The 16,662-nt window shown below is 35.1% G+C and carries 10 protein-coding genes; 5 read left to right on the top strand and 5 right to left on the bottom strand.

The window, feature by feature from the left end; genetic code table 11:
* Window positions 1-26: 26 nt before the first annotated feature.
* Window positions 27-1,043: an aldehyde dehydrogenase family protein gene (locus tag MM236_RS03805; RefSeq protein WP_241273601.1), complete on the top strand. Its 1,017-nt coding sequence runs from the start codon at window positions 27-29 to the stop codon at window positions 1,041-1,043.
* Here MM236_RS03805 and MM236_RS03800 read toward each other — a convergent pair.
* Window positions 1,035-2,804 (bottom strand): sensor histidine kinase, encoded by a 1,770-nt coding sequence (locus tag MM236_RS03800; protein ID WP_241273600.1) that lies wholly within the window; start codon window positions 2,802-2,804, stop codon window positions 1,035-1,037. The two genes, MM236_RS03805 and MM236_RS03800, sit on opposite strands and share 9 nt — an antisense overlap.
* 710 nt (window positions 2,805-3,514) lie before the next feature.
* Here MM236_RS03800 and MM236_RS03795 point away from each other — a divergent pair.
* From MM236_RS03795 to MM236_RS03785, 3 genes are all read left to right on the top strand, one after another.
* Window positions 3,515-5,776, top strand: a complete 2,262-nt coding sequence (locus MM236_RS03795) for an aconitate hydratase (RefSeq protein WP_241273599.1) — start codon at window positions 3,515-3,517, stop codon at window positions 5,774-5,776.
* A gap of 81 nt (window positions 5,777-5,857) precedes the next feature.
* On the top strand, window positions 5,858-7,075 hold the full coding sequence (locus tag MM236_RS03790; protein ID WP_241273598.1) for a porin: 1,218 nt from the start codon (window positions 5,858-5,860) through the stop codon (window positions 7,073-7,075).
* 136 nt (window positions 7,076-7,211) lie between these two features.
* Entirely contained in the window at window positions 7,212-10,169 is a 2,958-nt protein-coding gene (locus MM236_RS03785) for a PAS domain-containing hybrid sensor histidine kinase/response regulator (RefSeq protein WP_241273597.1), read from the top strand.
* 1 nt (window position 10,170) lies between these two features.
* On the opposite strand, the gene MM236_RS03780 is transcribed toward MM236_RS03785, so the two are convergent.
* Together MM236_RS03780 and MM236_RS03775 are read right to left on the bottom strand one after the other, a co-directional pair.
* Window positions 10,171-11,112 carry a tetratricopeptide repeat protein gene (locus MM236_RS03780; RefSeq protein WP_241273596.1) on the bottom strand — a complete coding sequence of 314 codons (942 nt, stop codon included), beginning with the start codon at window positions 11,110-11,112 and terminating at the stop codon, window positions 10,171-10,173.
* Window positions 11,096-12,178 (bottom strand): AI-2E family transporter, encoded by a 1,083-nt coding sequence (locus tag MM236_RS03775; protein WP_241273595.1) that lies wholly within the window; start codon window positions 12,176-12,178, stop codon window positions 11,096-11,098. The genes MM236_RS03780 and MM236_RS03775 overlap by 17 nt, the downstream gene beginning before the upstream one ends.
* 114 nt (window positions 12,179-12,292) lie before the next feature.
* Here MM236_RS03775 and MM236_RS03770 point away from each other — a divergent pair, with 114 nt between their 5' ends.
* Window positions 12,293-13,297, top strand: a complete 1,005-nt coding sequence (locus MM236_RS03770; RefSeq protein ID WP_241273594.1) for a cation diffusion facilitator family transporter — start codon at window positions 12,293-12,295, stop codon at window positions 13,295-13,297.
* A gap of 471 nt (window positions 13,298-13,768) precedes the next feature.
* Here the strand turns inward: MM236_RS03770 and MM236_RS03765 are convergent, their stop codons facing one another.
* On the bottom strand, window positions 13,769-15,796 hold the full coding sequence (locus tag MM236_RS03765) for a M3 family metallopeptidase (RefSeq protein ID WP_241273593.1): 2,028 nt from the start codon (window positions 15,794-15,796) through the stop codon (window positions 13,769-13,771).
* 215 nt (window positions 15,797-16,011) lie between these two features.
* A complete protein-coding gene (locus tag MM236_RS03760; RefSeq protein ID WP_241273592.1) occupies window positions 16,012-16,659 on the bottom strand; it encodes a sulfate ABC transporter permease in 648 nt (215 codons plus the stop codon).
* Window positions 16,660-16,662: the final 3 nt, after the last annotated feature.

The following is a 16,662-nucleotide window of genomic DNA, read 5'->3' as shown; positions in this document are numbered from 1 at the left end:
TAACTTTGCGCTTCAAAGATAGTGAAATGACATTAGAAGAAAGAATTTTAGCCTTCGATCAATTAGGAAAAAAAATAATCAACCTCAAATCTGATGAATTTGAAGCGCTGGCGTGGAGAGTTGAGAATAATAACAGTTGGTTTACTTCCGAACATACCAAGTCAGCTTTGGAAGGTTTGGTGATTTTTTTGAATTTGGAAAATCTTCGCAATTGGGTAAAGAATTACTCAATTGAAGAAATTCTGCAACCCAAGCAAATTGGGATCCTTATGGCAGGAAATATTCCGGCTGTAGGTTTTCATGATCTTTTGTGTGTTTTGATTTCGGGCCATATAGCCTCAGTTAAACTTAGCTCTTCAGATTCTGTTTTGATAAAGTGGCTCACAAATGAATTGATTTCCATTCAGCCACTGTTTGAGGATTTTATCAGATTTGAGGAAATGCTTAAACAAAAAGATGCTTACATTGCCACAGGAAGTGATAATTCGGCTAGATATTTCAATTATTACTTTGGCAAATATCCTAGTATAATAAGAAAGAATAGAACTTCCATAGGTATTTTGAATGGCAATGAAAAAACTGAAGACTTTGTTGCCTTGGCAAAAGATATATTTCAATATTTTGGATTAGGATGTAGAAATGTGTCAAAAATTTATGTACCCAATAAAAGTGTTTTGATCGATTTTTTGGATGCTATAAATGGATTTCAAATTATCGCCAGCAACCACAAATACATCAATAATTATGATTACAATAAATCTATTTACTTGGTAAATGGTGAGGATCATCTTGATAATGGCTTCCTTTTATTGAAAGAAAGCAAGGATTTGGTTTCACCCATTTCAGTCTTGTATTTTGAAATTTATGAGAGCATAGGTTCCCTAAGCTCAGATCTTTCGATAATAAAAGATAAAATTCAATGCATTGTCAGTAAAGATGAATGGTACTTTGGGAGTACAGGTTTTGGTTTGGCGCAAAACCCGAATCTTGAAGATTATGCTGATGGTATCGACACATTACAATTCTTAGTAGAATTAAAGTGATACTTCCTCATTTATAAGTGGGAGGGAAAATTCAAACTTGCTGCCTAAATTCAGTTCGCTTTCAATCTGCAAAACTCCGCCATTTTTTCCGATATAATCTCTTACAAGGATCAAACCTAGGCCTGTCCCCGTCTCGTTTCTCAAACCAGTGGTAGTAAAACTTAATCCCTTTTCAAGTTTTTCCAGGTTTTCTTGAGCGATACCAGCGCCTGTATCTATGATTTTTACTTGTACTTCATTTTCTTTTTGGGTGGCTTGAATAGAAATCAAATCACCATTGTTTGAAAATTTCAATGAATTGCTAATCAAGTTTCTGATAACTAGATCTATCATATGCTTGTCTGCAAACACAAATAGGTCGTTTTCAACTTTTATTTCAAACTCAATATTCTTTTCTTTTGCCAAATTTTCAAAAAGTAAATACTGCTGATTTATTAGTTTTGTGAGATTAAATTTTTTCTTGTCTACAAATTCTCCCTTCAACTGAGTTGAAGTCCAAGCTAATAAGTTCTCTAGAAGAAGAGATACCGAATCCATATTTTTGGAAACTTCTGGTAGTATGTTGGTAAACTCTTCTTGGCTTATAGTGCCATCAGCTGTCAGTTTGATTAAATCCCTTATCCCTAAAATAGGCCCTTTCAAATCGTGGGAAATAATTGAAAACAACTTGTCTTTTAGATTATTTAATTTTTGAAGCTCATTGGTTTGCTCAATTAGTTTTTCTTTGATGTTTTTTTCTTCAGTTACATCATCAAACTGAAGTAGTAAGCCACTAAAAATACTTTTGTTATTTTGAAGAGGGATGAATTTGATATTGAAATTCCTCTGAGTAAACGAAAAGTGCATGCGCATATCTATTACACATTTTTGTTGTGCATATGCCCTGATGATTATTTCATCATAATCACAAAAAATGCTCTTGATAGATTCCCCAATTAGGTTTTTTTTAGGGTTGCCCAATATCCTCAACATGGATGGGTTGAAATCTATAACTCTATTCTTTGGGTCGAGAACCATTATACCCGTGGTCATTGCAAATATCACCCTGTCTCTTGCGATTGGTTTTATGTCAAAAAGGTCAAATTTCAAAAGCCCTAACCCTATAACAATATACAGAAATAGAAAAGAATAAGGAGTCAAATCTATGAGTTCAAATGGTCTGTAGCCCAATAGATACATCATGTTGATAATCCATGGGAGGAGACCGCTCGCTATAATGATGTATGTCTGCTTTCTGAAGATTGGTTCTGTGTTTTTGAACCTACTGAACAAAATAAAATTACCAATACCTAGAGTGATGTAAAAATAGACCATATGCACATAATACCATGGGCCAGGTGTAATTTTTAACAAAGGGAAAGGACCATTCACGAAAACTTCTACACTTTCATAATAAAATGAATGGTATTCATTTGTGAAAACCATCAGGTAAGTTGTCAATGGAATAATCGAAATTAAGAAAAATGATTTTTTTGTTTGCCATTTTTCCAGTCCTGAATATTTGAAACAAAACCATAGCCAAGAAGCTGGAGTCAAAGCTATTCCAATGTATTCGATTTTTATCCAAAAAAGCATAGAATCTAAAGATATGCTTGCTAGTTCAAAACCATAAGCTATAGACCAAATAGATACAAACAGCATTGTAAATGCAAACCATCTCACATAATCACTTAACTTAAAGATAATAATGGATGATAAAACTGTTACGATCAGTCCAGAAATAAGAAGTGTTAAAGAAAAAACATTAAATTCAAGATTCATTTATTTTCTGGAGAATTATTCAATTCTTTATTTTTAGGGCTAATTTACGAAAACTTAAAACTGTTGGTTTTCTTAATTGTTCGGGCATATTTTAGCAATATTAAAGCCATTAATTAGACTTTTGATAAAGATGTGAAAAAAAGAAAATTCAAATACTGAATCTTTAAATTGAAAAAGTCGAATATAATTATCTGCAATGCAACAGGAAAGTTGATTTTCACTTAAAAGTTGCCTAAAAAAATGGTCGGTTATTGGAAGGGTGGCAGCATGAATTTAAGGTAAGAATTGAATTAAATAGGAATACTGATTTGAAATTGGGCTTACAAATAATACCTGTTTTAGCAATGTTGCTAATGAGATAAGAAGTAGCTTTGAAAGCAATGTATACTCGTCCATAACTTGTAGGCCGTTGTGTATATAACAATTCACAGTCAACAGAGCCACAAGTCATGCATCCGACACCCTGTTGTTTAGATACGAGCAAGAAAGCGGTTAATTATAAAATGTAAAGCTTTAATTAACAAGGTGTCTATTAATGCGATTCTTTTAAAAGAACTCCAAAATTTAAGATAATCTAGGATAAGATCCTTTTTTATAGTCTATATAAATTACCAACTCTAATTTCTTTTTGCTTCTATTTTTGCCCTAATTTTTTATCTTTGCGATCAATTTAAATAAACCTTATCAACACTCTAAACCATACATTTCCAATGGCATTTGATATAGAAATGATTAAGGCGGTCTATGAAAAATATCCTTCAAGGATAGCAGCTGCTAGAAAAGCAGTGGGAAGACCTCTTACATTGACAGAAAAAATATTATACGCTCATCTCTCAGAAGGTGATCCAAAATCAGCTTATGAAAGAGGAGTTTCTTATGTTGATTTTCAGCCAGATAGAGTTGCTATGCAAGACGCAACAGCTCAAATGGCACTTTTGCAGTTTATGCAAGCTGGAAGAGATCAAGTAGCAGTACCATCTACAGTACATTGTGATCACTTGATCCAAGCTGAAGTCGGAGCCGTAGCTGATTTGACAAAAGCAAAAGACAAAAACAGGGAGGTTTATGAATTTTTATCCTCAGTTTCGAATAAATACGGTATTGGTTTCTGGAAGCCAGGAGCTGGAATTATCCACCAAGTAGTACTTGAGAATTATGCATTCCCAGGAGGGATGATGATCGGTACAGATTCACATACACCTAATGCAGGTGGGCTTGGTATGATCGCAATTGGTGTAGGAGGTGCAGATGCATGTGATGTAATGGCCGGCTTACCTTGGGAACTAAAATTCCCAAAATTGATCGGGGTAAAACTAACTGGTAAATTATCAGGTTGGACTTCCGCTAAAGATGTGATTTTGAAAGTAGCTGGTATTCTTACTGTAAAAGGCGGAACGGGTGCTATTGTTGAGTATTTTGGTGAAGGAGCAAATTCCCTTTCTGCAACAGGTAAAGGAACAATTTGTAATATGGGAGCTGAGATTGGTGCGACGACTTCCATTTTTGGTTATGATGAAAAAACAGCGGCTTATCTAAAAGGCACTGATAGAGCAGATATCGTAAGCTTAGCTGATGGTATCAAAGAATATTTGAATGGAGATGAGGAAGTATATGCTAATCCTGAGAAATATTTTGACCAAGTAATTGAAATAAATCTTTCTGAATTGGAGCCTCATGTAAATGGACCATTTACACCTGATTTGGCTTGGCCATTGTCAAAATTTGCTGCTGCAGTAAAAGAAAATGGCTGGCCTGCAAAATTGGAAGTAGGTTTGATCGGTTCTTGTACAAACTCCTCTTATGAAGATATTTCCCGTGCGGCTTCATTGGCTCAGCAAGCAGTTGATAAAAAATTGGTAGCCAAATCAGAATATACCATCACACCAGGATCTGAGCAAGTAAGATTTACTGTAGAAAGAGATGGTTTCTTGAATATTTTTGATCAAATGGGTGGAGTAGTTTTGGCAAATGCTTGTGGTCCTTGTATTGGTCAGTGGGCTAGACATGGTGCTGAGAAGCAAGAGAAAAATTCCATCATCACTTCTTTCAATAGAAACTTTGCAAAGAGAGCTGATGGAAACCCAAATACGCATTCATTTGTAGCTTCTCCAGAAATCGTAACAGCTCTGGCAATCGCGGGTGATTTGACTTTCAACCCAATGACTGATTCCCTTACAAACGAAGAAGGTGTTCAAGTGAAGCTTGAAGAGCCATCTGGATTGGAGCTTCCTACAAAAGGTTTTGCTGTAGAGGACGCTGGATATCAAGCACCAGCTGAAAATGGATCTGAAGTGAGTGTAATAGTAGATGTCAATTCTGAAAGACTTCAACTATTGGAGCCATTTGCTCCATGGGAAGGCACAGACTTGACTGGTTTGAAACTTTTGATCAAAGCCAAAGGAAAATGTACGACTGATCACATTTCTATGGCAGGGCCTTGGTTGAGATTTAGAGGTCACTTGGATAATATTTCCAACAATATGTTGATTGGTGCAGTGAACTATTTCAACGAAGAGACTAACAAAGTCAAAAACCAACTTAATGGTGAATATGCTGAAGTGCCATATGTACAAAGACAATATAAGCAGTTTGGTGTAGGTTCGATCGTAGTAGGTGACGAAAATTATGGTGAAGGTTCTTCAAGAGAGCATGCTGCTATGGAACCAAGGTTCCTAGGAGTGAGAGCGATTTTGGTGAAATCATTTGCCAGAATTCACGAGACAAACTTGAAGAAACAAGGAATGTTGGCTTTGACTTTTGCAAATCCAGCTGATTATGACTTGATTCAAGAAGATGATAACATTGATATCGTAGGTTTGGATTCTTTTGCGCCAGGATTACCATTGACTGTGGTCTTGAACCACGCTGATGGAAGCAAGGATGAAATAAAAGTGAATCATACTTACAATGCAGGTCAAATTGGTTGGTTTAAGGCAGGTTCTGCTTTGAACTTAATCAAAGGAGGAGCGTAAGTTTTAATTACTTGATGGAATGATAAAAAAGCTATGGGAAACCATGGCTTTTTTATTGTCTAATTACCATAAATTTAGAACATGAAAATTTGTGACCTAAAGAGAATTGCCGCTGTATTCATTATTCTGTTTCTTATAGGTGTGAATGATATTCATTGCCAAACAGTTGAGTCTGATGAACGAGCCCTTTTGAATGTGGATGAAGGAATTAGATTTTCCAAAGATTCTTTGTTCCAAATGAATCTTAGATTTAGGATGCAAAACCGTGCAGGTTTCAACTCAATTTATGATGGGGAAAATTTAGGTGTCGAACAGTTTGAGATGAGAGTAAGAAGGTTGAGGTTACGTTTCGACGGCTACGTTCTCAGTCCCAAATTCCAATATTATATTCAATTGGCATTTTCAAAAGCTGATTTAGATTTGGAAACAGGTGATATTGCACAGCCAGTTAGGGATGCGATATTGTATTATACTATAAACAAAAATCTCTATTTGGGTTTCGGTCAGTCAAAATTGCCAGGAAATAGAGAGCGGGTTATTAGCTCAGGGAATTTGCAATTTGCTGATAGATCTATTGCTAACAGTCTATTTACACTTGACAGGGATTTTGGACTATTTGGATATTATACTTTGCGAACAAGATCCCAATCTATCTTTCTTCTCAAAGGTGCGATTTCTTCTGGGGATGGAAGAAATGCTTCTGCGGTAAACAATGGACTTTCTTACACTGGAAGAATTGAGGCTTTGCCATTTGGGGTGTTTAGAAATAGCGGTGATTATTCCGAGGGGGACTTGGAGTTCGAGCCACTTCCAAAATTATCAGTTGGAATCACCCTTTCAGAAAACCAAAAAGCCATAAGGACAGGAGGTCAGCTTGGTGCCGAACTTTTTCAAGCACGTACACTCAACAGTCTTATTGTCGATGCAATGTTCAAATATCAGGGTTGGGCATTGATGTCTGAATATATGAGTAGATCTACAAAAGATCCGATAACCACTAACGAAGTAGGAGATGTTCGATTTGTAATTGTTGGTAAAGGTGTAAATACACATGTGAGCCGAATGATAGGACCAAAATCCGAATTGGCTTTGAGATATGCTTTTGTAGTACCTGATAAATCTATTGATATGTATTTGGAAAGAGTAGACGAATCTCTGATCGGCTTTACTCACTACCTCAATGGACATAGGATCAAAATACAAGCAAATCTAGGTTATAGATGGCTAGAAGGTCTTTACCAAATCGAAAATTCAGGAAACTCTTGGACAGGGATGTTTCAGGTGGAATTTGGGATTTAGAATAAAAGATCAAGAGTAATTATTTTAACAGCAAAAAACTTGCTGTGAATTACAAATTGTTGTATGTTTACGAATCAAAATTATTTAAGATTCCTCAATTACTAGGGGAAATCTTAAATTTTTCTGATTTGAATCTATGATGGATAGGGGTATAAACAATACATTCAAAAAGTTGATATATGAATCATCCGAGATGGTATTTCTCGCTGATGATACCTTTCCCTATAATATATTTTATACAAATGTACTTTTTGATGAGTTGATTGGGAACGATCTGGATGAGTTGAGTCTTGTTGGCCTAGGATTGGATATCAGTTCTTATATTTTCAAAGAAGAAATGATTATTCAATATCAAACAAAAGAATTTTCTTTCCAGCTAGAATTACCACAACAAAATGGATCTAATTATTTCCTTTTTTACAAAGGAAAGGAGATCAAGAGAAAAGGTCTTCCAGACTTGGTTGATATGCAGCATTTTTTTCAATCCAGTAGCGATTTGATAGGGATTGGTCAAAAAGATTTTTTGACATGGGCAAGCAATTCCTTTCGAACTATTCTAGGCTATGAACCTGAAGAGTTGATAAATACCGACATGTGTAGGTTTTTTCACGAAGATGATTTAGAAGTTGCAAGGAATTTCCTCAAGGATGTCGTACGAGGCGTAGAAAGAGATCAATTTACTGCCAGGATATTGGCGAAGGATGGAAAATACAAATCTATACACTGGCAAGTTTTGTTCAAAGAAGATAAGTTTTATGCCACAGGCAGAGACGTATCAGAATTACAGCTAGAAATATTGGAAAAAGATCAGCAAAATGAACGCTATCGATTGGGTGAAAAAGTTGCACAAATAGGAGTTTGGGAAATTAATTTGTCATTAAAATCAGTTTATTGGAGTGATGAAGTTTATGAAATTCACGATGTGTCTGATTTTTCCAAAACTTTTAACGTAGAGACAGCCCTAGATTTTTATCCGCCAGAATTTAGACCAACCATTCAAAAGTCTCTGGAAAATTGCATAAAGAGCGGTAATGATTTTGAGCACACAGTCATGATAAGAACCGCAAAAGGAATTGAGAAATGGGTTCAAGTAATTGGTAAAGCAACAATCGAAAATGGTCAAGTAGCAAGAGTTTTTGGGACTTTTCAGGATGTTTCGCAAGAAAAGCAGTTGATTGAAGAGTTAAGTTTGTTTAAGGAACTTTTTGATCTTTCTCCAGAATCTATCATGATCATGGATGTTTCCGGTGACATCATATTCTCAAACCAGGAAGCTAACAATAAACTTGGTGTTTTTGAAAAAAGTACTTTAAGTCCAAAAATCAGTAAATATGATCAAAAATTCAAATTTTTTGATGATTGGAACCTTCATATAAAGCAGCTAGAACAAGATAGATACTTAAGATACACAAGTGAGCTGATGCATATTAATGGGGAGAAGTTTCCTGTTGAGGTTAGCTGTAATCTAATAGAGGTTCAAGGTGAGATATATATCATTTCCTTCTCAAGAGATATTACAGAAAGAGTTTTATTGGAAAAGTCACTCCAGGATTCTTCTGATTTTCTACTTCATTTGACAGAACAAGTGCCTGGAGCACTTTATCAATTTGTTTTGGATAGCAATGGCGTGATGAAGTTTTCTTACCTAAGCCCTGGTATCAAATCGATTTTTGATCTTGGAGACAAAGAAATCAACGGGATGAATGATATTGGGATGATTATTTCCAAAATTCACCCAGAAGATATAGCAAAGGTTTTGGTATCTTCAGTAGCTTCTGCCAAGAAGTTAAATCCTTGGACATGCCAATTTAGGGTGAAGCAGGTCAATGGAGAAGATTATATTTGGGTTATGGGGGCAGCAAAGCCAGAGAGTATGGAGTCAGGTGATGTAGTTTGGTATGGGTATTTGTCGGACATCTCTGAACAGAAGGAATTTGAAAACTCATTGAAGGACGCTCGTGAGGCAGCTGAAAAAGCGAGCAAAATCAAGTCGGAATTTTTGTCTATGATAAGCCATGAATTGAGAACTCCACTCAATGCAATTTCTGGTTCCGTTTATAGTTTGCTTCAGGATAATCATACGATTGCACAAAAGTCTGCATTGAATACCATAAATTTTGCTGTAGATAATTTGATAATCATGATCAATGATCTTTTGGATTTTCAGAAAATTGAAGCAGGTAAATTGAATATGGAATTGAATCCGATGCGCATTGATGAAATTATTCATCAAGTTGTAAATGGGTTGGAGTTTCATGCCAGAGATAGTCAGAATGTACTGAGTCTGCATTTGGATCCGGATGTGAAAATCCAAGTGTTAGGCGATAAAGTCCGGCTTGCCCAAGTTTTGAATAATCTAGTTACAAATGCATTGAAATTCACTAAGAATGGGGAAGTTGACGTCTCAGTGAAACTTAAAGGTGTATCTGGAGATAAAGTAAAAATTCACTTCGAAGTAAAAGATACAGGAATTGGAATTGCCAAAGAGAATTTGCATAAAATTTTTGAGGATTTCGACCAAGTTCATCATTCATTTAGCAAAAAATATGGTGGTACGGGATTGGGTTTGTCTATCACCAGAAAATTGCTGAAAAGAATGGATAGTGAAATTCAGGTTGAATCTGAAGTAGGAGTTGGGACTTGTTTTAATTTTGAAATTCAATTTGAAAAAGCACCCAACAGTCATGAAATGAAGTTGGGCAATGAACCAAATTTGGATGTTGACTTTTCATCATTGAAAATTTTGATGGCTGAAGACAATGATGTGAATGCGCTTGTTTTGGGGAAAATTATAAAGAAATGGGGCTTTCAATATGACAGAGTTATCAATGGCAAAGAGGCTTATGAATCAGTTAAAGAAGGTGGTTTTGATGTGGTTTTGATGGATATTCAGATGCCTGTGATGAATGGATTTGAAGCAACCGAAAAGATCAAATCAGTCTCAGATGTTCCAGTAATTGCATTGACAGCTGCCGCGAAGTTGGAAGTCATAGAGGATATAACAAAAAGTGGATTTGATGGATTTGTTTCGAAGCCAATCGATGCTACAGAATTATTGAAAAAAATAAAAGAAGTCTTGATGATTGAGTCATGATTTAAAGTTCTTTAGACAGTCTAAGGTATTCATTTGCCAAAGGCATTTCAGGGTCATTTTTTGAAGCGTCCTCTAAGTATTTTATTGCCAGACTTTTTTCACCTTTGAAATAATAGTAAATCCCTTTGTTTCTCCAAGCAAATGCATTTTTTGGGTTTTGTTTGAGGCTTAAGTTGATGTCATCCAATCCATTTTCCAAATCATCTAAAAACAAACGATATAACCCTCTATTGTTATAAAAATAAGATTCTTTGGGATTTAGCTGTAGTGCTTTTTCTACCCATTCCATTGCTTCCTGATACATTTTTTCTTCAAATGAAATCATCGATCGAAGATTGTAAATATTAGCTTCCTTCGGATTGATTGATTCTGCTTTTTCAAGTAATGAAATAGCAATGTCCAATTCATTTTGGTAATAATGAATTGTAGCTTTGTTAACCAAGAGATCATTATTGGTTGGATTCAACTCTAGTCCTTTTTCAAAAGCGACCAAAGCTGAAGTGTGATCTTTGAGCTGTTCATGAACAAGTCCAAGCAAAAAGTAAGATTTCCAACTGTCAGGATTAGTACTCACAAGCTTTTTTGAATCATCTAAAGCTTTATAGAATTCTCCATTATCCAAATAGGCGATCCCTCTCTGAAAATACACCATTGTATCGATTTCCGAACCATTACTTAAGATCTGGGAATAATCCCTAATTGCAAGATCTAAATTGTTTTGTTTTTCATAAACTATTGCACGATTGAGTAAGGCATCATTAAATTGGGGATCAACCTTCAGGGCTTCAGAATAAAATTCCAAAGCTCCCAGAAGATCATTTTCTTTTAATTTTTCATTTCCTTTCAATAAAAAACGACCTTTTCGGTCTTCTTGGGAATCACATCCGGAAACCACGATAAGCAACACTAAAATATTTAAAATAGGCCTAATCAGACTTTTCATTTTCATCATATGATTTTTCTTCTCCAAATAGCAAGGCATAAGGTTTTGTAGCTTCACTTAATTCGAATATTTTTCTCAATACAGCTAAAGTTGGAATGATAAGTATCATACCAATTACACCCCAAATAGATGCTCCAACCAATAATCCTATAAATGTAACAAATGCATTAAGGTTTACATTGCTACCAACAATTTTTGGAGTCAAAAAGTTACTTTCAATAATTTGGATGATTTGAAATGCCACAACTACAGCTACAGGATAGAACAAACTGTCCTTTGTGAGAAATGCGAAGATAGTAGGGAGGACTGCACCAAGCAAAGGTCCCAAATAAGGAATGATATTAAGTATGGCTGCAAAAATAGCGAAGAACACTGCATGCTTAATTCCTAATCCCAAAAGCACCCCTACATTCAATACAGCCAATATAGCCATGACTTTTAGGATTCCCACAATGTAATTTTGTACAACTTTTCTAAGGTCTCGTATTTCATTTTTGATATGTGACTTATCTTTTTCTTTGAATAACTGAACGATAAAATCTGTTAGGTGATCTCTATATACCAAAAAGAAGAATATGAATACCGGAAGAAGAATTATTCCAGAAAGGGAACCTACCGTGTTTAGAATAAATTCAGCCAAACTAGAACTGTTAGATTGGAGAAGTTCTACAAAATACTCTTGGTCGATTCCGTTACCAATGCCTGATTCAATTTGAAATTTATCGTAAATCCATGAATCAATATCACTTAGGTAATTGTTCAACCTATCACCTACATTTTCTAAATCCTTGGTAAAACTCGCCACCTGAAGAATTACAAAAGCGAGAAACCCAAGCAAAATTAATAAAGCAGATACTAAAGAAATGATAGCACTTACCATCCTAGAAATTTTTCTTTTCTCAAGCCAATTACCTACTGGTGTCAGAAGAATCGCAATAAATCCTGCCAGGAATAGCGGTACCAAAAGACTTTTGCCTACTATCAGAATATATACAATGATGATTATCAGCATCAAAACCAACAATGCTTTGATGTAAGAAGGAAGTACTAATTTTTTCTCGTTCATTTTTTTAAAAGTTGGCTTAAGTGTTTTGATTAAAATAAAGTCTAATATTGAAATTATTGACGAGTTTTCAATAAAATAAGCCTTATTTTTGAATTTCAATCATAGCAAGCTTCAGTGAACAAGGAAAAATCAAAGTGGATTATCATTTCTTTTGTAGTGAGCATCATCTTATTGATGGTGAAGTTTTACTCTTACTACATCACAAATTCCACTGCAATTTTGACTGATGCATTGGAAAGTATTGTAAATGTAGTCACCGCTAGTTTTGCATCTTATAGCATTTATTTAAGTTCTTTACCCAAAGATGACAACCACCCATACGGACACGGGAAAATTGAATTTTTTAGCGCTGGAATTGAAGGGACATTGATTATTTTGGCAGGTTTGTTTATTATTTATCAGGCTTTTTATAACTTTTTCTTTCCGCAGGAACTAGATATGTTGCTTGAAGGTATAGCTTTGATTGGTTTTTCTGGATTGGTAAATGGATTTTTGGGGTTGAAACTCAAAAAAGAAGGGAGTAAGCTAAACAGCCTAACCCTAATAGCGAATGGTAAACATTTGATTACTGATACGGTGTCCAGCTTTGTTTTGGTTGTAGGTGTTGGAATCATTTACTTCACTGGATTCACTGTCCTTGATTCAATATTTTCGGTCTTATTTTCTTTCTATATCATTTATTCAGGGTACTTTTTGGTAAGGAAGTCGGTAGCAGGATTGATGGATGAGGCTAATCCAGAAGCTGTGATGGATACGGTCACTGTATTGAATAAGGAAAGAAAAGACACTTGGATAGATATTCATAATATGAGGGTTCAGCAATATGGAGCTGATAGACATATTGACTTACACCTTACATTACCTTATTATTTTAACTTGAGAGAAGTGCATGAAGAGGTTGAAAAAGTCGAATCCGCTTTGGAAAATGATTTTATTGGGATAATGGAGGTTTTTGTTCATTCAGACCCTTGCATCCCCGAAAAGTGTTGCCACTATTGCCAGATGAAAAACTGTCCAGTTAGAAAATCGGAAAATAAGACCAGGATTGTTTGGACGGCGAGCAATATGTCAAAAAACCAAAAACATTATCACGACTTAGCTGAGGATAAAGTTTCATGATGATTCTATTCCAATTCGATGCTTTACATTTAGTCTTTATAAAAAGTAAAATTGAAACCATGCATTTTTTGAATCATGATATTATGAATGCGTTTTAGGTACTGTGAGATGAAGTTGATTTCTAGCAGAAATGTACCGGCAAATCATTTATTTTGTTTGGAAATCCCAATCAAAAAATAAATATATACGAAAAAACTTGATGTTTATTGTCTAATATGCTAGAGTTTACCTAAATAATATTGGTTTATGTTGAAAATCAACATAAAATAATGTACATTCAACAAAAAAATAGTCATGAACGAAGACAAGCAATTTCGAGCATTATTGGCAATTTCGTCGATAATTTGGTTAGCCTTGGTTGGATTTATTATCGTAATGTAGGTAAAAGGCTAGAAAGCATAATGGTCTGTTTTACGCAGGATTTTTTAATTTATAAGAGAAGAGGATGCATTTTTATGCATCCTCTTCTTATTACAATAGTCCGGCTCTTTTTAGCAAAGCCTCAGGCCTTGGTTCCCTTCCTCGGAATCTTTTGTATAAAATAGATGGATGGACTTTTCCTCCAGATTCCAAAATATTTACCCTAAAAGAATTCGCTGTTTCGGCATCAAATATCCCTTTCTCTTGAAACAATTCAAAAGCATCAGCATCCAATACTTCTGCCCACTTGTAACTGTAGTATCCAGCTGCATATCCTCCTTGGAAAATATGTGAAAATGAGGTACTCATCATAGTGCCTTCTACTTCAGGAAGCAAGGAAGTTTTTTTCATTTGCTCTCTTTCAAATACCACAATGTCAGTAATCATACTAGGGTCGGAACTATGGTAAGCCATATCCAACAATGCCAAGCTAATTTGCCTTACTGTTTGATATCCTTGTAGAAAATTTGAAGCATTCTTGATTTTTTCAATCAATGCAGAAGGAATGGTCTCACACGTTTCGTAATGCTTGGCAAATAGATCTAGACATTCTTTTTCATAGCACCAATTTTCAAAAATTTGTGAAGGTAACTCTACAAAATCCCAATAAACACTGGTACCAGTCAATGATTCATAGGTTCCTTTGGCTAACATACCATGCAGGGCATGTCCGAATTCGTGAAATAGTGTAGTGACTTCGTTGAAGGTAAGGAGTGAAGGCTTAGTCTTGGTCGGTTTTGTGAAATTACAAACAATAGATACATGTGGTCTTTGATCCTTGCCACCAATCAATTTTTGACCTCGATAGCTTGTCATCCATGCTCCATTTCTTTTGCCGGGCCGAGGGAAAAAATCAGCGTAAAAGACTGCCAAATGGTTATTGTCCTTATCAGAAACTTCATAGGCAGTCACATCAGGGTGATATACTTCAATATCTTTATTGGTTTTGAACTTCAATCCATATAATTTTTCTGCTGTTTCGAATACACCTTCTATCGCATTTTCAAGTTTGAAATACGGTCGAAGAAGTTCATCATCTACTTCATACTTTTCTTTTTTGAGTTTTTCGGAATAATATCCAAAGTCCCATTTCTCCAGTTGATCAATGCTGTCTAATTTTTTGGCAAATTCTGAAACTTCTTTTATTTCATCCAAAGCTTTAGGTTTGGCTTTTTCAAGAAGGTTTTTTAGGAATTCCATCACAGCAGATCCGCTTTTTGCCATTCTTTCTTCTAATACAAAATCTGAATAAGAATTGTATCCCAAAAGTTTTGCTCGTTTTGTTTTTAACTCTAGCATCTCCTTGATGAACTGTTTGTTGTCCAGTTCATCACCTTTGGAAGCTTTTGTATTGTAGGCCAAAAACAATTCTTTTCTTAATTCCCGATCATCAGCATAAGTCATAAATGGGAAATAACTTGGGAAATCCAAAGTAAAGACCCACTTGTCTTTATGCCCTTTTTCTTCTGCGGATTGTGATGCGCCTTCTTTGATGGATTCTGGTAGTCCTGAGAGCTTTGATTCATCATCCACGACAAGTTGATATTTATTGGTTTCTGCCAATACATTTTCCCCAAACTTTAGACTAAGTTGGGATAGGTTCTTGTCAATTTCTCTGAGCTGAATTTTTTGTTCTTCATTTAGTTTTGCTCCATTTCTTACAAAGGACTTATAAGTCTTTTCTAGAAGTGTTGCTTGTTCTTCATTTAGCTCAAATTTGTCTTTTTGATCATAAACTTGTTGAATTTTCCCAAATAAAGCATCATCCAATAATATGTCATTGCCATGTGCTGTGAGTAATGGAGATATTTCCCTTGCCAAGGCTTGAATTTGCTCGTTGGTCTCAGCAGCATTTAGATTGTAGAATATTCCAGAAATAATATTCAATCTGTCACCTGCATGGTCTAATGCTACGATTGTATTTTCGAAATTAACTTTTTCATTGCTTTTGATCGTTTCAATATCGGCTTTTGCCATTTGAATTCCTTCTTCTATAGCAGGTAAAAAATGTTCTGTTTTAATTTTTTCAAAAGGTGCTGTATCAAAAGGAGTGTTGAATTTTTCCAATAGTGGATTCATATTCATTTATTGATTTGGTAATTGTACGGTTAACGATTCTAAAGGCACAAAGTTAAAAAATCATTCCTTTTATTTTATGATTATCCGCTTTCATACACGTAGCCAAAAAATAGATTGTTGGATATACGATTCGTGGTTTTGTTGACTGATGACGAGTATCCGCAACTTAAAAAGCTACTTCTTAGCCTACGTTCAACATTACGGATACTCATATTTTATTTATATACAAGGATGTAAAAGAATAGCCATAAAAAGAGAATCATTACATAGCCAACTAGTACGATGATACTCGATTCCTTTAAGCTTCTTTTGCTGAACGTGTGAACTCCAAGCGTCAATAATACCCAATAAATAGCTTCGAAAAGGTTGATGGTTTGTAGTGGATAGAAGTACTTCCTATGCATCTCAGAAGTGTCTAATAAGCTCATCAGCGACAAGGGGTAATAATCTTTGATTTCCTGAAAAGTCAAATTGTCAGCAGGATCAAGAAAAACAAATAACTTAATCAATTCAGGAAAAATAAAAATGATCTCAGCAACCAAAGCAAACTTCCAAAGCTCGCGAAATGAAATTTTGTACCCAAGCACAAAAGCGCCAGTCCAAAGGATAAATGCCGTCAAAGTAAATTTCCAAAGAAGCGCAAAAGGAGTCCAGATATAATGTAATGCATTGAAAATGTGAAAAAAAGTAAGTGAACCATCTTGGGACAATTGCTCATATCCAGGAATAGCTTCAAGGATGATTTCGTTGGTTATAAATCTTATGACAATAAAAATCAAAACAATAAAGATAAAAAATAGTCTTTTATCGAAATTAATTATGTCTTCGATACGTTGTGCAATTTGAGATTTGGGTTTTACCATTCA

Origin of the sequence: Belliella calami, from assembly GCF_022549695.1 — a bacterium.
Taxonomy (GTDB): Bacteria; Bacteroidota; Bacteroidia; order Cytophagales; family Cyclobacteriaceae; genus Belliella; species Belliella calami.
This window is presented reverse-complemented; position numbering and strand designations above follow the sequence as displayed.